22 protein-coding genes are annotated in these 25,113 nt (G+C 73.8%); 13 read left to right on the forward strand and 9 right to left on the reverse strand.

What is annotated here, in order from left to right:
- Positions 1-60: 60 nt before the first annotated feature.
- The 4 genes from ACWCP2_RS00725 to ACWCP2_RS00740 all read left to right on the forward strand — a co-directional run bounded on the left by ACWCP2_RS00725 (position 61) and on the right by ACWCP2_RS00740 (position 3,790).
- Positions 61-840, forward strand: a complete 780-nt coding sequence (locus tag ACWCP2_RS00725) for a hypothetical protein (RefSeq protein ID WP_450906404.1) — start codon at positions 61-63, stop codon at positions 838-840.
- Between the two features lie 264 nt (positions 841-1,104).
- Complete coding sequence (locus tag ACWCP2_RS00730) at positions 1,105-1,692, forward strand: hypothetical protein (RefSeq protein ID WP_450906405.1); 588 nt, start codon at positions 1,105-1,107, stop codon at positions 1,690-1,692.
- Positions 1,693-1,877: 185 nt separating this feature from the next.
- Positions 1,878-3,062, forward strand: coding sequence for a sensor histidine kinase (locus ACWCP2_RS00735; protein ID WP_450906406.1), 1,185 nt, complete (start codon positions 1,878-1,880; stop codon positions 3,060-3,062).
- The gene (locus ACWCP2_RS00740; protein ID WP_450906407.1) at positions 3,059-3,790 is read left to right on the forward strand and encodes a response regulator; all 732 of its coding nucleotides are present in this window, start codon (positions 3,059-3,061) and stop codon (positions 3,788-3,790) included. Before ACWCP2_RS00735 ends, ACWCP2_RS00740 begins: the two co-directional genes overlap by 4 nt.
- A gap of 31 nt (positions 3,791-3,821) precedes the next feature.
- On the opposite strand, the gene ACWCP2_RS00745 is transcribed toward ACWCP2_RS00740, so the two are convergent.
- Positions 3,822-4,523, reverse strand: a complete 702-nt coding sequence (locus ACWCP2_RS00745) for a response regulator (RefSeq protein WP_450906408.1) — start codon at positions 4,521-4,523, stop codon at positions 3,822-3,824.
- Positions 4,520-5,848 (reverse strand): sensor histidine kinase, encoded by a 1,329-nt coding sequence (locus ACWCP2_RS00750; RefSeq protein ID WP_450906409.1) that lies wholly within the window; start codon positions 5,846-5,848, stop codon positions 4,520-4,522. Before ACWCP2_RS00750 ends, ACWCP2_RS00745 begins: the two co-directional genes overlap by 4 nt.
- A 203-nt stretch (positions 5,849-6,051) precedes the next feature.
- Between ACWCP2_RS00750 and ACWCP2_RS00755 the strand changes: the two genes are divergently transcribed.
- Both ACWCP2_RS00755 and ACWCP2_RS00760 read left to right on the forward strand, forming a co-directional pair.
- Complete coding sequence (locus ACWCP2_RS00755; protein ID WP_450906410.1) at positions 6,052-6,744, forward strand: ABC transporter ATP-binding protein; 693 nt, start codon at positions 6,052-6,054, stop codon at positions 6,742-6,744.
- Between the two features lie 77 nt (positions 6,745-6,821).
- Positions 6,822-9,230 carry an FtsX-like permease family protein gene (locus tag ACWCP2_RS00760; RefSeq protein ID WP_450906411.1) on the forward strand — a complete coding sequence of 803 codons (2,409 nt, stop codon included), beginning with the start codon at positions 6,822-6,824 and terminating at the stop codon, positions 9,228-9,230.
- Between the two features lie 45 nt (positions 9,231-9,275).
- Here ACWCP2_RS00760 and ACWCP2_RS00765 read toward each other — a convergent pair whose 3' ends face one another.
- From ACWCP2_RS00765 to ACWCP2_RS00790, 6 genes are all read right to left on the reverse strand, one after another.
- Complete coding sequence (locus ACWCP2_RS00765) at positions 9,276-9,875, reverse strand: TIGR03086 family metal-binding protein (protein ID WP_450906412.1); 600 nt, start codon at positions 9,873-9,875, stop codon at positions 9,276-9,278.
- Positions 9,876-10,071: 196 nt separating this feature from the next.
- Positions 10,072-12,114 (reverse strand): calcium-binding protein, encoded by a 2,043-nt coding sequence (locus ACWCP2_RS00770; protein WP_450906413.1) that lies wholly within the window; start codon positions 12,112-12,114, stop codon positions 10,072-10,074.
- Positions 12,115-12,355: 241 nt separating this feature from the next.
- Positions 12,356-13,042 (reverse strand): M24 family metallopeptidase, encoded by a 687-nt coding sequence (locus ACWCP2_RS00775; protein WP_450906678.1) that lies wholly within the window; start codon positions 13,040-13,042, stop codon positions 12,356-12,358.
- Positions 13,043-13,116: 74 nt separating this feature from the next.
- The gene (locus tag ACWCP2_RS00780) at positions 13,117-13,938 is read right to left on the reverse strand and encodes a class I SAM-dependent methyltransferase (RefSeq protein WP_450906414.1); all 822 of its coding nucleotides are present in this window, start codon (positions 13,936-13,938) and stop codon (positions 13,117-13,119) included.
- Positions 13,939-13,984: 46 nt separating this feature from the next.
- Positions 13,985-14,659: a pyridoxine/pyridoxamine 5'-phosphate oxidase gene (locus ACWCP2_RS00785; RefSeq protein ID WP_450906415.1), complete on the reverse strand. Its 675-nt coding sequence runs from the start codon at positions 14,657-14,659 to the stop codon at positions 13,985-13,987.
- Positions 14,660-14,836: 177 nt separating this feature from the next.
- Positions 14,837-15,244, reverse strand: a complete 408-nt coding sequence (locus ACWCP2_RS00790; protein ID WP_450906416.1) for an FKBP-type peptidyl-prolyl cis-trans isomerase — start codon at positions 15,242-15,244, stop codon at positions 14,837-14,839.
- Between the two features lie 143 nt (positions 15,245-15,387).
- Between ACWCP2_RS00790 and ACWCP2_RS00795 the strand changes: the two genes are divergently transcribed.
- Positions 15,388-15,993 (forward strand): hypothetical protein, encoded by a 606-nt coding sequence (locus ACWCP2_RS00795; protein WP_450906417.1) that lies wholly within the window; start codon positions 15,388-15,390, stop codon positions 15,991-15,993.
- A gap of 79 nt (positions 15,994-16,072) precedes the next feature.
- Here ACWCP2_RS00795 and ACWCP2_RS00800 read toward each other — a convergent pair whose 3' ends face one another.
- Positions 16,073-17,809, reverse strand: a complete 1,737-nt coding sequence (locus ACWCP2_RS00800; RefSeq protein ID WP_450906418.1) for an amidase — start codon at positions 17,807-17,809, stop codon at positions 16,073-16,075.
- 154 nt (positions 17,810-17,963) lie between these two features.
- Between ACWCP2_RS00800 and ACWCP2_RS00805 the strand changes: the two genes are divergently transcribed.
- The 6 genes from ACWCP2_RS00805 to proP all read left to right on the forward strand — a co-directional run bounded on the left by ACWCP2_RS00805 (position 17,964) and on the right by proP (position 25,058).
- On the forward strand, positions 17,964-18,578 hold the full coding sequence (locus tag ACWCP2_RS00805) for a TetR/AcrR family transcriptional regulator (protein WP_450906419.1): 615 nt from the start codon (positions 17,964-17,966) through the stop codon (positions 18,576-18,578).
- Between the two features lie 294 nt (positions 18,579-18,872).
- Positions 18,873-20,378: a GMC family oxidoreductase gene (locus ACWCP2_RS00810; protein WP_450906679.1), complete on the forward strand. Its 1,506-nt coding sequence runs from the start codon at positions 18,873-18,875 to the stop codon at positions 20,376-20,378.
- A 106-nt stretch (positions 20,379-20,484) separates the two neighbouring features.
- Positions 20,485-21,306, forward strand: a complete 822-nt coding sequence (locus ACWCP2_RS00815) for an inositol monophosphatase family protein (protein ID WP_450906420.1) — start codon at positions 20,485-20,487, stop codon at positions 21,304-21,306.
- Positions 21,307-21,383: 77 nt separating this feature from the next.
- On the forward strand, positions 21,384-21,980 hold the full coding sequence (locus ACWCP2_RS00820) for an NADPH-dependent F420 reductase (RefSeq protein ID WP_450906421.1): 597 nt from the start codon (positions 21,384-21,386) through the stop codon (positions 21,978-21,980).
- 193 nt (positions 21,981-22,173) lie between these two features.
- Positions 22,174-23,208 carry a helix-turn-helix domain-containing protein gene (locus ACWCP2_RS00825; protein WP_450906422.1) on the forward strand — a complete coding sequence of 345 codons (1,035 nt, stop codon included), beginning with the start codon at positions 22,174-22,176 and terminating at the stop codon, positions 23,206-23,208.
- 332 nt (positions 23,209-23,540) lie between these two features.
- Complete coding sequence (gene proP / locus ACWCP2_RS00830; RefSeq protein WP_450906680.1) at positions 23,541-25,058, forward strand: glycine betaine/L-proline transporter ProP; 1,518 nt, start codon at positions 23,541-23,543, stop codon at positions 25,056-25,058.
- Positions 25,059-25,113 lie beyond the last annotated feature (55 nt).

Below are 25,113 nucleotides of genomic sequence, written 5' to 3' on the forward strand. Positions count from 1 at the left end.
CCGCCCTCTCGTGGCCGGCCGGGCGATGAGCCGCGCACGCAGCACCAAAGGAACTCGTACGTGACTTCGCCCCAACTCCTCGGCACCCGGACCACGGACGCCTCACCCGGCTCTCCCGCCTCACCCGGTTCTCCCGGCACGGGACGTGCCGCCCGGCGCAAGCGCCACGCCGCAGGCCCGGCGCGTACCCTGTCCCTGGCCGCCCGGTACCTCGGCTACGTCGGCTACTTCGTCGGCGCCGGCCTCATCAGCGGCGCCGTCGTCCACCACCCCCTCGACCCCGACCGCTACACCCGCATCGCCGCGTACGGCGCCCTCGTCTTCCTCGCCGCGACCGTCCTCAACGAGTTCGTCCTCACCAGGGAGCGTCCGGGGCCCGCGCGTCTGCTGCTGGTGATGGGCGCCTCGCTGCTGCTGTCCTTCGGCATCGGCATGCTCAGCGGCGGCCTCCAGCACTTCGACGACTTCCCCGCCCGCGGGGCCGTTCTCGTTCCCGCCGGACTGGTCGTCTCCTTCGTCGCCTACGTGATCAAGGACGCCGGCACCCCGGCGCGCCGGGTCTTCGGCCTCGTCGGCCTGGCCGTTCTCGTCACGGCGGTGCTCGCCTTCCTCGGCCTGCGGGAGATCGCCGCCTCCATGGAGGCGGCGCCCGATGCCGGCCACCGCCACGGCGGGGCCGAAGAGCCCGCCGAGGACGGCCACGCTCCTGCCGCCACCCCGGCGAGTCCGGGGGCGCCCGCCCCCGGAGCCCCGCCCACGGCGAAGCCCGCTCCCGCGAAGCCGGGGCCGGCGAAGTCCGCGCCCCCGGCGTCGCCGCACACCGACGGCCACGCTCACTGAGTGACGGGGAGGGGCGGGATCGCCCGCTCCTCCCCGGGCGGTCCCGGCCCGGGTGTGATTCCGGACGCACGCGTTCCGGATGCACCCTCTTATGTCCGCCTTTGCCGGTCGATCGGATGGTGAGACGGGCTGGCGGGAGCCCCGAGTGATGACTTAGGTTCGCCTTACCTAAGCCCCCGTCTCGCCTTACGGAAGAAATCAGCCATGCGAAGATCGCCCGGATGCCTCCGCCACCCCGTCGTGCACAAGCTGGCGAGCTGAACCGTGGCCCTCTCCGTTGACGCGCAGATCACCACCGCCGCCCCGCCGGCCGACCGGTCCCCAGCCGGCAGGCAGCCGACCCCGGTATGGATCCTCGGAGCGCTCGGGCTCTTCGCCACCGCCGCCCTGACCGGTGCGTGCTGGGTGTCGGGCCACGTCCACGCGGACCCGACGCTCCAGGCCACCGCCCGCTTCCTCCACCTGGCCGCCATGGTCGTGGGTCTCGGCGCCGTCCTGGCCGTCGACTGGTTCGCCATCCTGTGGCTGCTCGGGCGCCGCCGGCTGGCCGACATCCTGAACACCGCCACCACACTGCAGGTTCCGATCTGGGGCGGCCTCGCGGGTCTCCTCGTCACGGGTCTCTTCCTGAGCCCGAACATGGAGTCGACGCTCACCCTCACCAAGATCGCCCTCGTGCTGGCCATCACCCTGAACGGTCTCTACGCGCACTGGCTCGGGCAGCGCCTGGAGCACTACCGGGACACCGCTGTCCCCGTGCGCTTCCTCGTCCAGTCGGGCGTGGCCGCCACCATCAGCCAGACCGGCTGGTGGGGCGCCTGCGTCATCGGATACATCAACAGCCAGTCCTGATGGCGCAGGAGGCCCGTCCTCCCGGAAGCGGCGAGCGCGTTTTCGGGCGTCCCGGCGCCGTACGACCGTCCCGGCGGTGAGGAAGAACAGGCCCACGGGTTCACGCCGGCGGGCCCCGGCGGTAGCCCGGGGGATGAGGTCCGCGGGCCAATGCCCCGGCGGGCGGGCGCGGTTACGATCGGCCGATGACCGCAGCTCCTCGTCCGCCCCTGCTCAAACGTGTACCACCGGGTGCGTGGGTGGGCGCCTTCTGGGTGACCCTCATTCTGGTGCGCAGGCTCCAACGGCCCGATGAGTTCAGCCAATTGATCCAGTACCACGGCAACCTCGAGGACGCGCCCCTGCTGGCCGCCGCCGTCGTCACGACCCTGGGCGCGCTGCTGCTCTCCCGGGCTCCGCTGGCCGCCGTTGCCGTCGCGCTCGCGGGCTCCGTGGCCTCGCTCGGGATGGCCGTGCGCGAGACGACCTTCGTCCTGTTCCTGCTGGCCGACGCCGCCGTGGGCTACACCGCCGCGACCCGCTCGCGCCGGGTCTCCGTACCCGCCGCCGCGCTCTGCGTCGCCACCCTGGCGGGCTACGCGCTCTGGTGCCTGGCCCGCGGCACCTTCTTCAACCCCGCGGCCCCGGCCGGGCTCGCACTGACCGTCGTCATCGCCTGGCTGACCGGCCACACGATCCGCCAGGACCGGGCCCACGCGGACACGGTGCGCGCCCAGGCCACGCGCCAGGCGATCACCGCCGAGCGGCTGCGCATCGCCCGGGAACTGCACGACATGGTGGCCCACAGCATCGGCATCATCACCATCCAGGCGGGCATGGGCAGCCGGGTCATGGACACCCAGCCCGCCGAGACGCGCAAGGCGCTCGAAGCCATCGAGGCCACCGGCCGGGAGACCCTCGCCGGGCTGCGGCGGATGCTCGGCGCGCTGCGCAAGGGCGAGGAGGAGACGGCGCCGCTGGATCCGGTCCCCGGTCTCGGCGCCCTCGGCCAGCTGGCCGGGCGGAGCGCGGCGGCCGGTGTCCGGATCGACGTCCGTTGGCGTGGGGAGCGGCGCGAACTGCCCCCGGACGTGGACCTGGCGGCCTTCCGCATCGTCCAGGAGGCGGTCACCAACGTCGTACGGCACTCCGGTACCCGGGACTGCACGGTGACCGTCGACCACCGCCCGGGCGAACTGGCCGTCGAGGTGACCGACCGGGGCCACGGACACGGACACGGCCGCGGCACCCCCGGGGGTACCGGATACGGCCTCGTCGGCATGCGGGAGCGGGTCGGACTGCTGCACGGGGAGTTCAGCGCCGGTCCGCTGCCGGACGGCGGCTTCCGCGTGGTGGCCGTGCTCCCGATACCGCTGGAGGCGGCCCGATGATCCGGGTGGTACTGATCGACGACCAGCCGCTGATCCGTACGGGCCTGCGCGTCCTCATCGCCGACACCCCCGACATGGAGGTGGTCGGCGAGGCCGGGAACGGCGCCGACGCCGTGGAACTGGTGGCACGGCTGCGGCCGGACGTCGCCATCATGGACATCCGGATGCCCGGCACGGACGGGATCGAGGCCACCCGCCGGATCGACGCGCAGTCCTCGTCGAAGGAGGCGAAGGGGGCGAAGGGAGCGGAGGGAGCGCAGACGGCGGCGACCCGCGTCCTGATCCTCACCACCTTCGACGACGACGAGTACGTCTACGGTGCGCTCCGCGCCGGCGCCAGCGGCTTCCTCGTCAAGGACATGCCCCTGGAGTCCATCCTGGACGGCGTCCGGATCGTCGCCGCCGGGGACGCCCTCATCGCGCCGGGCATCACGCGCCGCCTCATCGGGGAGTTCGCGGCGCGGCCCGATCCTTCCCCCGGTGTCCGGGCGGGGGGATCCCCGGCAGCCCGCCGGGTGGCCGCGGGGGCCATCACCGACCGGGAGCGCGAGGTCCTCACCCTGGTCGGCCGCGGCCTGTCCAATGCGGAGATCGCCGCGGAGCTCACCATCAGCGTGGCCACCGCCAAGGCCCACCTCGCGCGGCTCTTCACCAAGCTCGACGCGCGCGACCGGGTCCAGCTCGTGATCCTCGCCTACGAAATCGGCCTGGTCGCGCCCCCGGGGTGAGGGCCGGGCCGCAAGGGACGCCCCGGCCGCCTCAGGCCGACGGCCCCGCCCCCCACTCCGGGCTCCCCGGTGCGGCCGGGATGACCAGCCCCGTCTCGTAGGCCGCGATCACCGCCTGGGCGCGGTCGCGCAGGCGGAGCTTGCCGAGGATCCGGGCGACGTGCGTCTTCGCCGTGGCCTCGCTGACGTGGAAGCGGCCGGCCAGTTCGGCGTTGCTGAGGCCGCGGGCCAGGGCTTCGAGGAACTCCAGTTCGCGCGGGGTGAGCGCGGCCAGGTCCCGGTGCGGGGGAGTGGCGCGCTCGTCGGCGGAAGCGAACCGTTCGACCAGCCGGCGGGTGATGGCCGGGGCCAGCAGGGCGTCGCCGGAGCGCACGAGGCGGACCGCGGCAGCCAGGTGCTCGGGGGTGACGTCCTTCAGCAGGAACCCGCTGGCCCCGGCCTTGAGGGCGGCGTACACGTACCGGTCGAGGTCATAGGTGGTGAGGATGACGATCCGGGGCGCGGGGCCCTCGTCCCGCAGGATGCGGCGCGTGGCCTCCAGGCCGTCGGTTCCGGGCATCCGGACGTCCATCAGGACGACGTCGGGCCGGGTGCGCCGGACCACGGCGACCGCCGCTTCGCCGTCCGCGGCCTCGCCGGCCACCTCGATGCCGTCGGCGGCGAGGATCATCCGGAAGCCGGTACGGACCAGGGCCTGGTCGTCGACGATCACCACACGCGGTGCCTCGGTCACTGCCCCTCCACCGGGATGACGGCGCGGACCCGGAAACCGCCGCCGGGGCGGGGACCCGCGTGCAGGGTACCTCCGTAGAGCGCGAGCCGTTCGCGCAGTCCGGCCAGCCCGCGGCCGCCGTCCGGACCCGGGTGCCGCGCGAGGCCGCCGCTGTCGGTCACCTCCACCCGCAGCTCGCCGGGCGCGTACTCCACCAGCACCGACACGCTCGCGCCCGCCGCATGCCGGACCGTGTTGGTCAGTGCCTCCTGCACCACCCGGTACGCGGCCAGGTCCACACCGCCCGGAAGCCCGGCGGGAGTTCCGCGCACCGTCAGCTCCACCGGCACGCCGCCGTCGCGCACCCGGTCGGCCAGCTCCGGCAGCCGGTCCAGACCGGGCTGCGGCGCGAGATCGGCATCGGTGGCCGGGTCGGGGCCGTCGGAGGTCATGGTCAGCAGGCCCATCACGTGGCGCAGTTCCGACATCGCGGTCCGCCCGGCGGTCTCCACCGCCAGCATGGCCTCCCGGGCCTGGCCGGGGGAGGAGTCCAGCACCTTGCGCGCGGCCCCCGCCTGAATGGTCATCATGCTCACGTTGTGGGTGACCACGTCGTGCAGCTCCCGGGCGATCCGCGCCCGCTCCTGGTCCACGGCCCGCCGCAGCGCGGCCCGTTGCTCCTCCTGGAGGGTCCGGGCCCGCTGCCGCCAGGTGTGCAGGCCGTGCGCGGCGAGCCCGACCGGAAGCAGGACCAGTACGGGGACCAGCCCCTCGTCCACTTCGGGGACCAGGGGGAAGAGCGCGTACAGGACGGCCCCCGCGATCAGCGACCCCGCCGTGGCCTTGCGGCGGGGGCTGTACACGGCCGCGCTGTACGCCGCGATCAGGCCCGAGGCGAAGGTGACCGTGGTGGCGTCCGCGGCGACCGCTCCCCGGTGCAGCAGCAGGGTCGCGCCCATCACGGCCCAGTAGGCGGCCAGCGGGTACCGGCGGCGCACCAGCAGCGGCAGGGCGGTCAGTACGGCGGCCAGGAGTTCCCAGGGCTCCGCGGGAGGCAGGACGTGCTCGACGGCCGCTACGGGATGCGGTACGGCGGGCGGCGGCGGTATCCGCACCGGGGGCGGAACGGCGGCGTCGGGCCCCGCCTGGACCTCCACGTACGAGCGGTTGAGGTCGCCGACGACCGTCCAGACGGCGAGCACCAGGGCGATCGCCGCGTCGAAGGCCCACGACGAGTACGACAGCCCCGAAGGCCGGGGCAGCCGCGACAGCCGTGGCAGCCGCGGCGGTGCCCCGGCGCGGCCCCGCCCGCGGGCGCACCGGACGAGGGCGTCTCGTGTGCTCATCGGACCAGTGTGCCCGGGCCCGGGCGGCGGCGGATCAGCCGCGAGGACCGGTGGCGTCCGCCTCCCGCCTACCTCGCGGGGATGACGCCGCGGGCCATCGGCCCGCCGCGGTACCGAAGATCCGTAACGGGGCCGACGCGGCCCCCGGACCCCGGCTCCTAGCGTCGGAAGGCCACCGAGAACGCACCGACCGTGGAGGATCCATGACCGAGAACCACCTCATCGACGTGCGAGGGGTGACCAAGACCTACGAGGCCGGCCCGGCCGTACTGGCCGGCCTCACCCTGCAGGTGCGGGCGGGGGAGGCGCTCGCCGTGCTCGGCCCCTCCGGCAGCGGCAAGTCCACCCTGCTCAACCTGATCGCGGGTCTGGACCGGCCGACCGAGGGCAGCGTGAGCGTCGACGGGGTCCGCGTGGACGGGCTGAACGAAACCGCGTCCGCGAAGTACCGGCGCTCCCGCATCGGCATGGTCTTCCAGTTCTTCAACCTCCTGGACGACCTCACCGTCCTGGACAACGTGCTGCTGCCCGCCCAGCTCGCCGGCACGCCCCGCGGCAAGGCAGCCGACCGCGCCGCCGAACTCCTCGCGCACCTGGGCATCGAGCGGCACGCCGAGGCCTTCCCCGGCCGGCTGTCGGGCGGCGAGCGGCAGCGCGTGGCGGTGGCCCGGGCACTGATGAACCGTCCGCCGCTGCTGCTCGCCGACGAGCCGACGGGCGCGCTGGACCGTGCGTCGGGCGCCGACGTCCGCGACCTGCTGCGCGGGCTCAACGCCGACGGCCAGACGATCGTGCTGGTCACGCACGACCTGGCGCTGGCCGAGGCGTGCGCGACCCGCACCATCGAACTCGTCGACGGGCGCATCGCGCGCGATGTCGCGACGGCGGCGCGATGAGCGGGCCGGGAGCCCGGGAACGGGGCGCGCGGACGGCCGCCGGGGGCGGCCGTCGGCGGGGAGGAGCCCTGGGGCGCGTGGTGCGTGCCGGGGTGGGGCGGCGGCGTGCGCAGACCGCCGTGATGGTCCTCACCGCGCTCATCTCGGTCGCCGCCTCGGTCCTCGCGCTCGGCCTGCTGGTGGCCTCGCAGGCCCCCTTCGACCGCGCCTTCGCCCGGCAGCGAGGGGCGCACCTCACCGTGCAGTTCGACGGTTCCGCGGTGACCGCCGGGCAGCTGGCCGGCACCGCCCGGCTTCCCGGGGTCGAGGCCGCGACGGGGCCGTTCGGCCTGGCCTCCGTACGCTTGCGGCCGACGGCTGGTGACACGCCGCCCGGCTTCCAGCCGCCGCCGCTGACCGTGGCGGGACGGCCGTCGGCCGGGGGCGCGGTGGACCGCGTGGCCCTGGTGGAGGGCCGGTGGGCCGAGGCGCCCGGCGAGATCGTGCTGGAGGCCGGCTCGCGGCAGCCGGGGATGGGGACCGGGTCGCACCTGGAGACCAGTGGGACGGGTGCGACCAGTGGGACGGGCGGGGCCGGGGCGACCGGGAGCACCGCCGGAACCGGGGGCCCGGGCGTCCCCGGCGGCGTGACGCTCACGGTGGTCGGCATCGCCGAGTCGGTCGGCGAGAGCGCCGACGCCTGGGTCGTGCCCGCCCAACTGCCCGGCCTCTCCGGGCACCGGACGGACCATCAGATGCTGTACCGGCTCACTGAAGCCCGTACCGCCGCCGATATCGAGGCCGTCCGCGATTCCATCGCCGCGGCCCTCGCGCCCGGCGCCGTCACAGGCGCCCAGTCCTGCCTCGACGTACGCCAGGCAGCCCAGGAGAACACGGCCGCCTACGTCCCCTTCGTGACCGCCTTCGCGGTGCTGGGCCTGGCCATGTCGATGCTGGTGATCGGCATCGTGGTGAGCGGGGCGGTCGGCGCCGCGACCCGGCGCATCGGCATCCTGAAGGCCCTCGGCTTCACACCGCTCCAGGTGGGCCGGGCGTACGTGGCCCAGGCGCTGATCCCGGCCGCGGCGGGCGCCGTGCCGGGCGTGGTCCTGGGTAACGCCCTCGCCGTGCCGTTGATGGCCGAGGTCGCCGAGTCGTACGGGACCGGCGCGGTGCTGATTCCGGTCTGGGTGAACCTCGCGGTGCCGGCCGGCGCCCTGGTGCTGGTGGCGGCCGCCGCCTCGGTGCCCGCGCTGCGGGCGGCCCGGCTGCACACCGCGCAGGTCATCGGCATGGGCCGGGCCGCCGGGGTCGGACGGGGGCGGCGGGTGCGCCACCTCCTCGGGCGGCTGCCGCTGCCGCGTGCGGTCGGCCTCGGGCTGGCGGGCCCGTTCGCCCGACCGGCCCGCTCGGCGACCATGGCGGCGGCCGTCACCTTCGGCGCGCTCGCGGTGACCTTCGCGGTGGGCCTGGGCAGCACGCTCGTGGCGGTCCAGCGGGACGGGGACCCGGACCGGGGCGGCGAGGTGACGGTCCGTACGCTGGCCAGACCCGGTGAGGGCCCCGCGAGCAAGCCCCCGCCACCCGCCGACCCCGTGGCGGTCGCCGGGGTGATCGAGGTCCGGCCCGGGACCGCGTCCTGGTACCGGACCGCGCGGACCCAGGTGTCGGTGGCGGGCCTGAAGGGCGGCGCGCCCCTGGTGGCGTACGAGGGCGAGGCGCCCGGAGCCGACCACACGATGGTGTCCGGCCGCTGGTTCACCACCCGGGGCGAGGCGGTCGCGGCCACCCGCTTCCTGCGGGCCGCCGGGGTCCGGGTGGGCGGCGCCGTGGCCGTGTCGGAGCAGGGCCGCACCGTCCGGCTGCGGATCGTCGGGGAGGTGTTCGACCTCGGAGACCGGGGGATGGCGCTGCGCACGGGCACGGATTCGGTCGCGGACCTGGGAAGCCGGTACCTGCCGGGCAACTTCAGCGTGCGGCTCGACCCGGGGACGGACGCCGGGGACTACGCGGACGACCTGAACACGGCGTTGAAGCCGCTCGGCGCCGAGGCGGAGGTGGCCGGGCCGGGCAAGTCGAGCGTGATCCGCGCCATGCAGGCCCTGATCGCGATGCTCACGCTGATGCTGGTGGCCGTGGCCTGCCTGGGGGTGCTCAACACCGTCGTGCTGGACACCCGGGACCGGGTGCGCGACCTCGGGGTGTTCAAGGCGCTGGGGATGACGCCCCGGCAGACGGTGGCCCAGGTCCTCACCTCGGTGGGAGTGATCGGCCTCGCTGCGGGGGCGGTCGGGGTGCCGCTCGGGGTGGCGCTGCACGGCTGGGTGATGCCGGAGATGGGCCGGGCCGTGGGCACCACGATCCCGCCGGCGGACGTGGACGTGTACGGCCCCGTGCTGCTGGGCGCGCTGGCGCTGGCCGGGGTGCTGATCGCGGTGGCGGGCGCACTGCTGCCGGCCGGGTGGGCGGCGCGGACCCGGACGGTACAGGCGCTGCGGGCGGAGTGAGCCGGGGCCCGGCGCCGCCGGGGCGGCCCGTGGCCGGATCCCGCGTCACTCCGTACCGGTGGGCCGGCCCGGATCGCGCCCGCTCAGCCCGATGGCCCGGTCCAGCAACGGGGCGTCGTCCGGGACGGGGACGACGGGGCCGAAGATGCCCCCGCCGCCTCCCTCTTCCTCCACCGTCGCCCGGAGGAAGGCGTACGAGGCGTGCAGGGCGGCCGGGTCGGGTGCGTACTCCTGGCCGGTGGCCCGCGCCAGGTCCCAGCCGTGGACGACCAGTTCGTTGACGGCCACCAGTCCCGCGATCTCGCCCGGCAGGTCCACGCCTCCCGCACGGGTCATGCCGGTCCAGGCGTCCGGATCCCTCCAGGCCTCGGCCAGCTCGCCGAGGACGCGGGGCAGTTCCTCCCGCCAGCCGGCGGCGAGGACGGGTACGGCCGTGCCGGGGGCCGTGTCCGTCGTGGGGCCCAGGTCCTTGCGGGCGGCGTCGCGGAAGGCGGCGGCCAGGCCCGTGACATGGCCCAGCAGCTCGCGGACGGTGTACTTCGGGCAGGGCGTCGGGCCGGCGAGCCGGGCGTCCGGGACGCCCGCCGCGAGCCGGGCTAGGCGACCGCACTGCGGTCCGAGGTCGAGCATCTTCGTATCGGTCATCTGGCGCTCCTTGAGGGCCTGGGGCCGGGGGCCGGAGCCCCCGGGGTCTGGGGTCTGGGGTCTGGAGGGTGGACCGGGCGCGGAGCCCGAACTCATCGCAGCGCGGCCGGGATGTTCACGCAGGAAGGCGCCCCGGTGCGGGAGGGGGAGCGAACGAACGGACCGGCCGCCCGCCCAGCCCCTCCCGCGTGTCGGGTCAGGGGCAGCTGATGCGGGTGTCGCCGGGGTCGGTGGTGCAGGTGTCGGTGCCCATGCCGCCGTTGGCGGTGTCGTTCGCGGCGGTGCCGTCGGTGGTGGTCAGGCGGTCGTTGCCGTAGGAGCCCGTGAGGACGTCGTTGCCCGGGCCGCCGTTCAGGGTGTCGTCGCCGAAGCCCCCCTCGATGTCGTCGTTGCCCGGGCCCGCGTGGACGGTGTCGTTGCCGTAGCCCGCGCGGACGGTGTCGTTGCCGCTGAGGGCGCAGATCACGTCGTTGGAGTAGCCGCCGGTCAGGGTGTCCGTACCGCTGGTGCCGATGAGCGTGCAGCCGCGGGAGTTGTTCACCGAGGTCGACGCGCCGGCGCCGTTGTCGGCCGTGTTCGGGTCCTGCGTCGAGGCGGTGGCGGAGGCGCTGTTCGTCAGGGTGCCCGTGGCGCGCGGCTCGGCCGTCACCGTGACCGTGGCGCTCGCACCCGGAGCGAGGCTGCCGAGGGAACAGTTCGCGCCGGTCGCCGTGGTCGTGCAGGTCCCCTGGGAGGGGACGGCCGACAGGAGGGTGCCGCCCGCCCCGGAAAGGGCGTCGGCGAGGGTCACGCCCGTCGCGGTCGCGGTGGACGTCGCGGCGCTGGAGACCCGCACCGTGTAGGACGCCTGGTCGCCGATGCTCACGGTCGTCGTGCCGGTCTTCGTCACCGACAGGTCGGCGCTCGGGGGCGGAGGCGGGGTGCCACCGCCGCCTTCGTAGCGGGCGATGCCGAAGGCCCCGAGCCCGGCCAGGCCCGCGGCCACGGTCTTCCCGTCGGGCTGTACGAGCAGCCCGCGGATCTCCTCCCCGCCCAGCATGCCGGTGTACACCCGGCCGTCACCACCGCCGAAGCCGGTGTCCAGGCTGCCGTTCGGCAGGTAGCGGGCGAGGGCGAAGTCCGAGGCCTCCTGGCTGTCCGGGTCGTCGGCCGTGCCGCCGACGAGGATCCTCCCGTCCTGCTGGAGCGCCATGTCGTAGGCCACCGCCGTGCTGAGGGGCCAGACCGTGGTGACCTTGCCCCCGGTGCCGAAGGCGGGGTCGGGGCTGCCGCCGGCGGTGAACCGGGCCAGCGCGAAACCGGTGCCGGTCGACCCGGCGGCGACGACCGCGCCGTCGGACCGGACCGCCACCGCCCGGCCGAAGTCCGTGCCGCCGAAGTCCGCGGTGGCCATGCCGTCGCCGCTGAAGGACGGGTCGAGGCTGCCGTTGGACAGGTAGCGGGCCACGCCGAAGTCGAAGGCGGTGCTGCCGACGTGGCCGACGGCGACGAACCTGCCGTCCGGCTGGAGCGCCAGACCCGTGGCCTGGCCGCCCGCGTCCCCGGGGAAGGCGGGGGCGAAGCCCGCCACGACCGTGCCGTCCCCGCCGAAGGACGGGTCGGGGCCGCCGTTCGGGTTGAGGCGGGCCAGCGCGAAGCCCGCCCCGCCGCTGAGGCCCACCGCGAGGATCTTCCCGTCCGGCTGGACGGCCAGGTCGGCGGCGCCCGAGGCGCTGCCGAACGCGTCGACGCGCACGAGACCGGCCGAGCCGAAGCCCTGGTCGAGCGAGCCGTCGGTGTTGTAGCGGGCGACGGAGAAGAAGCAGCACCCGCCGCCCTCGTCCGGGACCTCCGTACGGCCGGCGACGACGATCTTCCCGTCGGAGGGCTGTACCGCCACCGCCTCGGCCTGGTCGTCACCCCCGAAGTCGCTGGTCACCCGGCCGTCGCCGCCGCCGAACCCGGTGTCGACACTGCCGTTGGCGTTGTACCGGATCAGTGCGATGTCGAACGGGACGCCCGGCCCGCTGACGCGGCCGGCCACGACCAGCTTCCCGTCGCCCTGCCGGGCCACGTCCAGACCCTCGGCGTAGTCCCACGGACCGCCGTCGTCGGGGAAGTACGTCTGCACCTTCCCGGTGCCGGCGAAGGCGGGGTCCAGATCCCCCGGAGCCGCCAGCGCGGTGCCGGGCAGCGCGAGAACCAGCGCCAGCGCGGCAGCCGCCGCGGCTGCCACCGCCCTGCCCGGTCGGCGGTGCACTTCAACTGGTCTGGAGCAGGAACGGGTCATGGGCGTGCGGACCTCCGAGTCGCGCCGGCGCGAACGAGCAGGCAGCAGCTTCGTCCCGGCCGCACGCCGCCCGCCCGAGGCACGGGCGGCACTGAGCCCTCCGAGGACGGGGATCCACCCCTGCGGCCGAACTGGCGGCGAAAAGGAGGCTCTTCACACTCCGCAGCCCGCAGCCCGCAGCCCGCAGCCCGCAGCCCGCAGCCCGCAGCCGCTACGCCAGGTCCAGCAGTTGCTCGTAGAACCCGCCGAAGCCGTGTGCCTCGTCGATGAGGTGGACCTCCAGGATCCAGTGGCAGCGCCAGCCCGCCCGGTCGGTGCGCCGGATCGGGTGGTCGTTGTCCGGGGTGATGTACGACTCGGCCTTCGAGCCGTCGATGCTCTCGTGGGGGAACTCCCCGACCAGGTGGCCCGCGTGCCAGCCGCCCAGGGACCAGCCCGCCTTGAGCGCGTGCTGCTCCACCTCGGCGTACAGCTGCCGCCCGGTGATCTCCGGGTCCGCGCGGAAGGCGCTGCGCCCGGCCGCGAACACGGTGGCCAGGTCGTCGCGGAGCCGGTGCTTGGCCGGGTCGCCGCCGAAGACGAAGGTACGGCCGAAGTCCGCCTCGTACTCCTCGAAGACCGGACCGAAGTCGGCGAAGGCGATGTCGTCCTCGCCGATGACCCGGTCCGGCGGGTTCTCCCGGTACGGGAACAGCGTGTGCGGTCCCGAGCGGACGATCCGCTTGTGCCAGTGCTTCGTCGTGCCGAACATCTCGTTCGCGAGGTCCCGGATCCGGTCGCTGACCTCCCGCTCACCGGCCCCGGGCGCGACCAGGCCCCGCGCCTCGACCTCGGCGAAGAGACGCTCGGCCTTGCGCTGCGCCTCGACGAGGCCCAGCACGCGCAGCTGCTCGTCCATGCGGTCGGGTGCTCCCATGGTGCTGTTCCCGTTCGTGTCGGTGTCGCCGTCGGTGTTGCTGTCGGTGTTCGTTGTCACGGGTTCGCGCGCACGATGACGAGCGAGCCCTCGTACGTGGGCTGCGTGCGCAGGTGCCCGTGGCGTGCGTCCCAGGCCCCGGTCTCCAGATCGCGGCGGAGCCGTTCGTCGAAGCGTTCGCGCACGCCGTCGTCGATGAAGCTCCATGCCGAGCAGGCCTGGCGGACGGCGGGGTCGAGGAGCATGTCCGGGCGGCCGTAGTAGGCCTCGTTGAAGCCGTCGGTGCAGTCGAGGGGGATCGGGACCGTCTGGATGGTGCCGGTGCCGCCGAGGGCCGCGGCCATGTCCTCGATGGGCGGGAAGCGGCGGGCCTCGGTGTCGAGGACCTCGGGCGCGTACTCGTACAGCCAGAAGTCGCGCACGAGCTTCGGGTCGCAGGTCAGGACGATGACCGGGCCGCGGGTGACGCGCCGCATCTCGCGCAGGCCGGCCGCGACGTCGCTCCACTGGTGCACGCTGAACAGCGTCATCGCCGCGTCGAACTCCCCGTCGGCGAACGGCAGGTCCTCCGCGACGGCGTCCACCGCTCGGGCGAGGCGGGCGGGCCGCCGGGCGCGCATGGACTCGGAGGGTTCCACTGCGGTCACGGCGCGGGCGGCGCTCTCGTAGGACCCGGCGCCGGCGCCGACGTTGAGCACGGCCTCCGCACCGTCGAGGGCCTCGGCGATGAACCGGGCGATGCGCGTGTCGGGTCGGCGGTAGGAGGCGTGTCCGGTGCCGGCGGTGCCGGCGGTGCCAGCGAGCCCGATGGTGCTGGCGGGCGCGCCGGTGCCGTGGTCGACGTCTCCGGCGCCGCCGTCGCGGGTGCGCGTATTCATGGGTCCTTACCTCGCCTCGTGAGCAGGAACAGGGGGATGGGCCGCGCTACGACCAGAGCCGGAACCGTTCCCAGCCGTCAGCGGTGCGTTCGTAGCGCAGCCGGGTGTGGACGCGGTCCTGCGCGGCCTGCCAGAACTCGACCTCGGCGGGGGCCAGGGTGTAGAGGGTCCAGGCCGAGTCGACGAGCGAAGGCTCGCGCTCGATCAGGGCCAGCGCCTTCTCCAGTGCCTGGTCGCGCTCGGCGGGGTCCATCAGGTACTGGCTCTGGCGCCCCAGCAGGGACTCCGCCCGGGCCGTGGGGGAGCGGTCGAGGAAGTCGGCGGCGTTGTCCGCGCCGGGTCCGGGCGTCACGGGCCCGCGGATCCTGACCTGGCGGCCGTGTTCGGGCCAGTAGAAGGTCAGCGCCGCCCGCGGGTGGCAGGCGAGCTGTCCGCCCTTGGGGCTGAAGGCGTGACCCGAGAACTGCCACCCCGCGGAGCCCACCCCCTTGAGGATCAGCACGCGCGCGTCCGGGTCGCCGGCGGCGTCCACGGTGGACAGCGTCATCGCGTGCGGATCGCGCACGCCGTCCGCCACGGCCTCCACCAGCCAGGAGAGGAAGAGCCGGACCGGATCGTCCGGAGCCAGCTCCGGATCGAACTCCGGCAGCGGTCCCGCGAAGACCTCCAGGCCGCGCAGCCACTGCCGCGCGCCGTCCACCTGCTCCGAGCCCGTCGTCATCCCCGGCTCCCTCAGCTCATTCCGACCCCGGCAACCTCACGACAACATCTTGCATCCGCTAGCCCCCATTCGTAAATCAACTAGCAAATGCTTGTTGAATCGACCAGTTGGCTCCCAGGTGCGGTTTTGGCTGATGCGTGCCCCCGTACGGGCCGGGCCGAGCCTGTCCGCCACTGCCTAGGACCTGCTCCACCCGGCCGTGGCGGAGTACGAGTCCAGCAGGTCCACGACGAAGACCAGGGTCGAGCCCGCCGGGATCAACGGTGAGGGCGACTGCTTGCCGTAGCCGAGACGCGGGGGAACGACGATCTCGCGCCGGCCGCCGACCCTCATCCCCTTCACCCCCCGGTCCCAGCCCTTGATGACCCGGCCGCTGCCCAGGGCGAACTTGAACGGCTCACCCCGGTCCCAGGAGGCGTCGAACTCCTTCCCGGTCTCGAAGGTCACCCCGACGTAGTGGACCCGTACCACCATGCCCGGCTTGACCTCGGCCCCGTCCCCGACGACCAGGTCCCGGACGGTCAGCTCGCCGGGAGGGGCACCCTCCGGAACCTCGACCTCGGGCTTCGTCGGTTCCTCGCTCATCGCAGCCTCACACTCCCCAACGCAGGCCCCGGCGGGCCGGCCGTACGCCGCATGGACACCCCATGCGGCAGCCGGCCACGCTACCGACAAAGCCGCGGCCCGGAGCGCACCGGGCCCTTGGAGGGGCGCATTAGTGTGGGCCCATGTGCACGGCTGACGACGACCGCACCGCCCCCGACTGGAACGCGGCGGCCCTGCGGCTGCTGGAGGACCCGTACGTATTCCTCGCCACCGGTCCGCGCCGGCACGAGGACTGGGCGAAGGACGTGCTCGCGCTGATGCGCCGCGAGGTCCCGGACCCGCGCGGCTGGCTGCGGATCGACGCCGACCGCACCAACGATGCCCGCCACGAGGTGCCGGCGTACCCCTTCGAACCGCCGCCCGCCGCCGGGTTCCGCGACCGCCTGCACGAGCTGGAGCGGGCGGGGGCCGTCACCGCGCTCGCCGTCATGGCGGAGGAGTGGGGCGACGGCCGGCCCGTCCGGGACCGGCCCGAGCGCGACGCACTGCTGGCCGACGCGCGGTTCCTGCTGGACCGCTACGGCGCGGACGCCCGCTTCTGGACGAATGCCCGGGACGCGGCCTCGGACCCCGCCCGGGACTTCGTCCGGGCGGGCCTCAGGGGAACGAGGGTCCACGGATTCATCACGGGCGCGTACCTCAACGGCCTCGACCTGTTCGAAGAGCTGGGCCTCATCGCCGTCTCCGCCGACGAGGTCGGGGTCTTCTGGTCCTTCGGCGCGTACTGACACCTGTCCGCCGGTGTCAGCACGCGCCGGTGCGCCGGGGCGCCGGCTCCGCGGCGCCCCGGCGCACCGGCGCATCAGGTCACCGCGCCGACAGGCGCGGCGTGCGCGGCGGCACCGTGCGCCGGCTGCCGGTCTGCTCGAAGGCCGCGGCGAGGGTCAGCAGGGCGTTGTCGTCGTAGGCGCGGCCCGCGAAGGTCAGGCCGACGGGCATGCCGGTGTCCGCCATGGCGCCCATGGGCACGGTCACGGTCGGGATGCCGAGGTGGCGGGGGACCAGGTTGCCGTTCGCGACCCAGACGCCGTTGCGCCAGCCGAGGTCGGCGGACGCCTCGGACACGTCCATGTCGGCGGGGCCGACGTCCGCCACCGCGGGGAAGACCACCGCGTCCAGGCCCAGCCCGTCCATCCACAGCTCCAGGTCGACCCGGCGCGTCTCCTCCAGCCCGCGCAGTCCCTGCTCCAGGTGCGGCATGTGGGTGACGGAGGCGTACGGGCGCTCGCGCACGAAGCGCGGGTAGTCGCCGATCGTGTCGTCGAAGCCCTCGTACCGGTCGGGCAGCTCGCCCTGGGACTTGGGCCAGATGCGGTCGGCGTCGACCTCGGCCAGGGTGGAGAGCTCCGGGTCTCCGTTGGCGCGCAGGAAGTCGTCCCAGGCCCAGGCGGACAGGTCCTCGATCTCGAAGGTGAGGAAATCGCGGCTGACCAGTCCGCGGGTGAACAGCGAGGGCGCGCCCGGACGGTCCGACTCGTAGTTCGACACGACGGGGAAGTCGACCTCGACCACCTCGGCGCCGGCGGCCTCCAGGTCGCGGCGCGCGGCCTCCCACAGGGCGATGACCGAGGGGCGGGTGTCGATGGGCTGCCCGGTCTGGCCGCCGATGCCTCCGTCGGGGTTCGTTCCGGCCTCGGGGTCGGCGTTGATGTACATCCTGGGCACGCCGACGCGCCGGCCGGCGAGCACGTCGCGGGCGCCCTCGGCGTCAGAGGGCGCAAGGGCCGGGTAGGAGGCGGGGCGCACCTGCGAGGCGGACGGCAGCGTCACCCACGGCTGGGCGCGCCACAGGTCCCCGCGCGTCTGCGGGTCGTCGGCGACGACGACGTCGAGCAGTTCGAGCAGGTCGGCCATGGTGCGGGTGTGCGGGACGACGACGTCCATGGTCGGTACGAGCGGCCAGTTGCCGCGGACCGAGATCACACCGCGGCTGGGCGTGTAGGCGCACAGCGCGTTGTTCGAGGCGGGGGCGCGGCCCGAGGACCAGGTCTCCTCGCCGAGGCCGAAGGCGCCGAACGACGCCGCCGTCGCGGTGCCGGAGCCGTTGGAGGAGCCGGAGCCGTAGGCGCTGGTGAGCCAGTCGGCGTTGTACGGGCTCTCCGCGCGGCCGTACACGCCGCGCTGCATGCCGCCGTTCGCCATCGGCGGCATGTTGGTCAGGCCGATGAGGACGGCTCCGCCGGCGCGCAGGCGCTCGATGGCGAAGGCGTCGTGCTGGGCGACGAGGTGCTCGAAGGCGGGGGAGCCGGACGCGGCGGTCAGGCCCTTCGCGAGGTAGCTGTCCTTCGCGGTGTACGGGATGCCGTCCAGCGGGCCGAGCGTCTCGCCCCGCGCACGGCGTGCGTCGGAGGCCTCCGCGTCGGTGCGGGCGTCCGGGTTCATCACGACCATCGCGTTGAGCGCGGTGGCCGTACCGGGCCGGTCGTACGCGTCGATCCGCGCGAGGTAGGCGTCGAGCAGGCCGACCGCGGTGGTCTCGCCCTTCTCCAGCGCCGTGCGCAGGTCGGCGACAGAGGTCTCCACAACATCGAATCCGCGCGTCATACGGGTGTCTCCTGGGTGGCCGGGTCGGGCAGATGGCGCCGGTGCGTCGGGCCGGCCGCCGCACGTCGTACTCCCCGCTGAAACTGACTAGATTTTCAGTCTAGACTAAGAGTCTAAACTCTTGGAACCCAAGGTGGACAGGACCCACATGTCGATGTCGACGCCAGACAGGAAGCGTCAGCCCAGCGGGGACGAAGCGCGGGGGCGGGCGATGCGGGCCGCCATCAGTGTCATCGCCGAGAAGGGCACCGCGGCCCTGCGGATGTCGGACATCGCCGCGCGGGCGGGCATGAGCACGGGGCACATCCTGTACCACTTCGGCAAGAAGGACAGGCTCCTGCTCGAGGTCCTCGCCTGGAGCCAGGCCGACCTCTGGACCCGCTTCCAGCAGGCCTGCGACCGGGCGGCGTCCCCGGCCGAGAAGCTGGACGTGTTCGTCCGCTTCTACCTGCCCCGCCACCAGGGCGACGAACGCTACGCCCTGTGGACGCAGGTACTGGCCCAGCGCCACGACGATGCCGGCCGGCAGGTCCTCACGGCCCTTCTGGACGGCTGGGACGAGCGCCTGGAAGCCATCCTCCGCGAGGGCCGGGACCGGGGAGACTTCGCCGAAGTGGACCTTCCCGAGTTCACCGTGCGGGCCGTGGCCATGCTGAGCGGTCTCTCCGAGGACGTGATGTTCGGACGGTCCCGCTGGCAGCACGCGTCCGCACACGATTTCGCCCTGTCCGCCCTCGTACGCGAACTGCGCCCCACCGGCCACCGCTGACGCCCCCGGCCACCCCTGGCGCCCCCCGCTACCCCCTGGCGCCCCCCGCTACCCCCTGACGCCACCGGCGCCCGCGGGGCGTTCCGCCGGCCGATCACGCGGGCGCGTTCTCCGGCCTTCCGCCGCGCACCCGTGTGGCGCTGAGGTTCCGGACGAACGGCGCTGAGGTTCAAGTGCGTGCCGCGTCGGTCTTCCTAGGATTCGACGGCAGCGGGGAAAACCCGGGCTGTTCCTGGACGGGCGCACACCGAGGACGAGAAGACCGTGACACAAGAGAAGCTCGGCGGAGACACGATGGGCCGGAGTTCTTATGACCATGTCGTCGTGGGAGCGGGGACAGCGGGGTGCGTGATCGCCTCCCGGCTGTCGGAACGCCCCGACGTGAAGGTGCTGCTGCTGGAAGCGGGAGCCCGGGACGCGACCGAGGCGATGGCATCCCCCTGGGGGTTCCTGGGGTTCGACCCGTCATCCCTCTGGCTGGGCGTGTCGACCGTGCAGGCCGGTACGGGCAGGGTCGCTGACGTACTGCGCGGCAAGGCGCTCGGCGGGTCGTCGAGCATCAACGGCCTCTACCACCTGCGGGGACACCGCTCCGGTTATGACGAATGGCCCGGACTCGGCGCTCCGGGCTGGGGTTTCGACGATCTGCTGCCCTCCTTCCGCCGCAGCGAGAGCACGCGCGGCGGTGATCGCTCCGTACGGGGCACGGACGGGCCGGTCCTGGTCGCCCCGGTTCCGGAGCCCCATCCCCTGGCCGCGGCGGGTGTCGAAGCCGCCGTGCAGGCCGGGTTCACGCGCGCCGGTGACATCGGCGGCGGGCTGGAGACCGGGTTCGGGTGGAGCGACATGAATCTGCCCGGCGGCGTCCGCCAGAGCGCGGCCGACGCCTACGTCCGGCCGTTCCTCGACCGGCCGAACCTGGACGTCGTCACGGGCGCGACCGTGCGGCGGCTGCGCATCAGCGCCGGCCGTTGCACCGGCGTCGAGTACAGCGTGGGCGGCGCGCACCTGTCCGCCGGGAGCGCCGAGGTCGTACTGACCGCGGGGGCCATCGGCTCCGCGCACCTCCTGATGCTGTCGGGGATCGGCCCGGCACGGCACCTCCGCGATCACGGCATCGACGTCGTCGCCGACGTACCGGGAGTGGGATCCCATCTGCAGGACCATCCGCTGGCGGGAGTGGTGTACGAGGCCTGCCGGCCGGTGCCGTTCCTGCCTGCCAACCCGCCGGCCGAAATGATGGGCCTGCTGCACAGCGGTCCCGCCGCGGCCCGGCCGGACCTCCAGGTCTACGTCGTCGCCGCACCGCTCCCGTCGGCGTGGGGCGGTGCCCCGGCCAACGGCTACTCCATCGCCTTCTCCGCGATGGCGCCGCACAGCAGCGGTACCGTGCGCCTGGCGGACGCCGATCCGGCCGGCGCTCCCGTCGTCGACCCCGGCTACCTGAGCGACGACCGCGACCTGGAGGTCATGCGCAGGGGCCTGGCGATAGCACGCCGCATCGGGGAGGCCGACGCGTTCGCCGACTGGCGGGGGCGGGAAGCGGTGCCGGGCTCCGGGACGAACGCCGAGTCCGTGGACGAGTTCATCCGCAAGGCCACCGGCCCCTACTTCCACTTCACCGGCACCTGCCGCATGGGAACCGACGCCGATGCCGTCGTCGACCCTGCGGACCTCCGCGTCCACGGCATCGCCGGACTGCGCGTCGCCGATGCCTCGGTGATGCCGTCCATCCCCTCGGCCAACACCAACGCGACCGTCTACGCCATCGCCGAACGGGCCGCCGAACTGCTCGGCTGAGCCCTCTTCCGCGCCCCCGGCGCGTCCTTCCCCGCCGCGCCCCGCATGCGGCGCGGGCCCCCGCTCATCACCTTCCTCTTCCTCTTCCTCCGACAGGAGCACCGCCATGTCCGAAACGCTGCAGACCACTGCTGCCCTCGCCACCTCCGACGCCGACCTGCTCGACCGCACCGTCCTCGCGGTGCGCGCGGCCGGCTCGGCGCTCCGCGAGCTCTTCGGCGACGTGGTCCGCTACGAGACCCGCGACGAGTTGATGCGTGCGCTGGCCGTCAACGACGACACGGCCCTGGACATCCTGCGCCCCCGCCTCACCGGCCTGCGCCCCGACGCCGGCTGGGTGGAGGACGAGCTGGACGGTGGCGCGCTGCCGGCCGGCGAGTGGTGGGTCGTGGATCCGGCCGAGGGCAACGTCAACCACCTGCACGCCCTCCCGGACTGGGCGGTCACCGCCACCCTCGTACGCGACAACCGGCCGGTGCTCACCGTGGTCCACCTGCCGCTGACCGGCGAGACCTACACCGCCCTCACCGGCGGCGGCGCCCACCTCGACGGCCGGCCCCTGCGCGTCTCGGCGACCGCGGACCTCGGCCTGAGCATCGTGGCCACCAGCCAGGCCCGGCCCGACGAGGACGAGACGGTCGTGCGCCGCGTCGGCTCCTCCATCACCGCGATGCTCTTCGGCGCGCTCGTCGTCCGCACCGCCGTGCCCGCCACCCTGCACCTGGCGAACGTGGCCGCCGGCCGCGTCGACGCCTTCTGGCAGTTCGCCGGCGCCCGGGCGGACCTGCTGCCCGGGGCGCTGCTCGTCACCGAGGCCGGCGGAAGGATCTCCGACGCCGAGGGCCGCCCCTGGACCCCGCAGAGCGACAGCTTCCTGGCCACCGCGCCGGGCATCCACGCCGAGGCCGTCGCCACGCTCTCCCGCTGACCGGGCGCCACCGCCCGGAGCGCGGCCCGCACCACGACCCGTACCCCTGCCCCCAGCAACGCAAGGACCACCTCACCATGACCACGATCGCAGTTCTCGGAAACGGCCGCGTCGGCGGCAACCTGGCCACGGCCCTCACCCGGGCGGGCCACCGGGTGACCGCGGTGGACCGCGCGCCAGGCGCCGCCGCCGACGCCGCCCGGACAGCCGAGATCGTCATCAACGCCACCCCGGGCGCCGGCTCCCTGGAACGTCTCGCCGCCCTGCGCGAAGAGATGCGCGGCAAGATCCTCATCGACGTCTCCAACGCCACCGTCGACGGACCGGACGGACTCCCCGCCGACCTCGTCTATCCCGGCTCCAGCCTCGCCGAACAGCTCCAGGAGGCCCTCCCCGCGACGCACGTCGTCAAGACGCTCAACACCATGCTCTTCCCGGTGATGACCGCGCCGGCCACGCTCACCCGGCCGCCGACCGCCTTCCTCTCCGGCGAGGACCCGCACGCCAAGAACACGGTCCGTGACCTGCTCATCGATCTCGGCTGGCACAAGGAATGGATCACCGACCTCGGCGGAATCCGGACCGCCCGCGCCACGGAGGCCGCCATCCTCTTCGTACCGCACGTCATCCGCTCCAGCGGATTCACCCCCTTCGCGATCTCGATCGCCCGCTGACCGCCGGGCCGCGCAAGCCTCGGGCGACCGGAGCCCGGACCAGAAGCATCAGCTCAGCCCCCTCGACCGCCGCAAGGCGAGTCGTTCATAGGAAGATTGGCGTGGTGACCACATGAATCGTGGCGGCGTCCTGCGGAAGACGATCATCCCGGGACGCCGTTGAAGTGATGAAGCAGGAGAGGATCGCAGAGGGATGCACGGTACTGGGGCGCAAGTCGCCGGCCCGCGCGGGGTGTTCGCAGTGGACTCGACGGCCCCGGACTCCGCACCGCGGGGACTCGACGCCTTCCGGCGCGGGTGGGAGACGCAGGTCGGCGACGACGTCTTCCAGCTGCCGGACTTCAACCCGGACACGATCGGTGACTTCCGGGTCAAGGGCAACGTGGCCAAGGTGCACGGCGCGGCGATCGCCGATCTCCACGCCGCGTCGGCCACCCGGACCGCGGACGTTCCGGGCGGCGATCAGGATCTGGTCGCCCTGTACGTCGTGCGGAGCGGCTCGTGGACGCTGGGCGGCCCGCCCGGTCACGGCGACCAGACGGTGTCGGCCGGGCAGTTCCTCGTCCGGCACCTCGGACGTCTGACGGCCTTCGACACGACGGCGCACCTGACGGCGAAGTTCGTCGTCCTGCCTCCCGGAGAGCTCAAACCCCTCCTCGGGAACCGGTTCGTCACCGGGCCGGCGGACTCGGCCGAGATGCGCTTGCTGACGGCCCTCACCGACATGATCCACGCAACCGTGGCCGACCTCGGCCCGGCCGGTCTGCTGGCTGCCCAGAACACGCTGATCGAGCTGACCAAGGCGGTGGCGAAGGGGCGCTTCGACGACGTGGAACCCCGGCTGGCTCCCGCGCTCGCCCGGGCGGCCAAGGACCTCGCGGACCGCCGGCTCACCGACCCCGAACTCTCTCCGGCCATGCTCGCAGGCGAACTCAACGTCTCCGTCCGTACGTTGCACCGGGCGTTCGCCGCAGTGGGCGAACAGGTGACCGCCTACATCCGCCACCGGCGACTGCACGAGGCCCGGCTGGCCCTCGCCGCGCCGTCAGGGCACCTGAGCATCTCGGAACTCGCCGCACACTGGCAGTTCGCCGACGGCAGTCACTTCACCCGGGCCTTCAAGAAGCACTACGGCCAGACCCCCACCGAGTACGCCCGCTCGACCCGGCACCCGCCCGGCAGCGGCCCGGGACGCGTCCAGAAGAAGCCGAGCCTCTCGGGGGAGTAGCCGACCAGGAGGTTCTTCGCCGGCGGTACACAACGGCACCCACGCTGAGCAGGCCAAACGGTAGCCGGCGGGATTCTGGCGAGGGTTGGTCCGGACGTGGCCCCGCTGCCGACTCGACCGGGCACCGGCCTGACGGAGGCGCGCGCCCTTCACCCCGGCGGGTCCCCCGACGGGCGTCCCCGCGGCGGGGGGCACAGAATCGAAGACCGTGACGAGGCGGGAACGGCGACCAGCCAGGAGGCCAGCGCATGGCAGGACCGGCAAGCGGATCCGGGCCCGGCCGCGGACCGGGGAACAGGCCGCCCCGCAGCGGTCACCCGGCGACCGACCGGATGCTCCGCACCCTCCTGCGGCGCCGGAAGAAGACCCTCGGCAGCGAGGACGTGACCGTCGCCGACCGGCCGCAGGTCCGCCGCGCCGTCACGGCTGCCGCCCTGGGCAACACCATGGAGTGGTTCGACTTCGGCGTCTACGCCTACCTGGCGGGAACGATGGGCAAGGTCTTCTTCCCGTCCAGCTCCCCGGGTGCCCAGGTCGTCTCCACGTTCGCCACGTTCGCCGCGGCGTTCCTCGTCCGCCCGCTCGGCGGTCTGGTCTTCGGACCCCTCGGCGACCGCATCGGCCGGCAGAAGGTGCTGGCCGCCACCATGATCATGATGGCGGCGAGCACCTTCGCGGTCGGCTTCCTGCCCACGTACGCCTCCGTCGGCTTCCTCGCCCCGCTGCTCCTCCTCCTGTGCCGCCTCGTCCAGGGCTTCTCGACCGGCGGCGAGTACGCGGGCGCCACCACGTACATCGCCGAGTACGCCCCGGACCGGCGCCGCGGCTTCCTCGGCAGCTGGCTCGACTTCGGCACCTTCGTGGGCTACGCCCTCGGCTCGGGCCTGGTCACGATCCTGACCCTGACGCTCGGCACGGACGGCCTGGAGCACTGGGGCTGGCGCATCCCCTTCTTCGTGGCGGGCCCCCTCGGCCTGATCGGCCTCTACATGCGCCTGAAGCTGGAGGAGACCCCCGCCTTCAAGAAGGAGGCCGCCTACGCGGCGGCGGAGGCCGGGGACGACGCGGACCCCGCCGAGGCCGCCCGCGAGTCCGGCAAGGGACGCATCAAGGAGATCTTCACCCAGCACTGGCAGGCCGTCCTCATCTGCATGGGACTGGTGCTCCTCTACAACGTCACCAACTACATGGTGACCTCGTACCTGCCGACCTACATGACCGTGACCCTGGGCGAGAACGAGACGACCGCCCAGCTCCTCGTGCTGGCCACCATGCTGCTCGTGGTGCTCACCATCACCGCCGTGGGCCACACCTCGGACCGCTGGGGCCGCAGACCGGTGTTCCTCACCGGCAGCGTCGCCCTGGTCGTGCTCGCCGTACCGGCGTTCCTGCTCATCCGCGAGGGCGGCATCCTGCTGCCCGCCATCGGCTGCGCCATCCTGGGCCTGCTGCTCGTCTGCTTCGCCGGCACGGCGGCCTCCACCCTCCCGGCGCTCTTCCCCACCCGCCTTCGGTACGGGGCCCTGTCCATCGCGTTCAACATCTCCGTCTCGCTGTTCGGCGGCACGACCCCGCTGTTCACCTCTGCGCTCGTCGAGGCCACCGGCAACGACATGGTCCCGGCCTACTACCTGATGGCCGCCGGGGTGATCGGATTCGTCTCCACGCTCTTCCTGCACGAGACGGCGGGCAAACCCCTGCGCGGCTCCGGCCCCATGGTCGAGACCTCGGGAGAGGCGGAGCGCCTCGTGGCGCACAGCCGCACCGTGGCCGGGCGCCAGGCCCGGGACGTCTGGATCCGGCTGCGGCACCCCTGGGCCCACCGACACCCCGACGACCGTGACCGGTAGGGGCGGTCGCGGGCCCGCCGTGATCGACGGGGGCGTCCCGGCTCAGGCGGAAGAC

Source organism: Streptomyces sp. NPDC002104 (assembly GCF_053593795.1).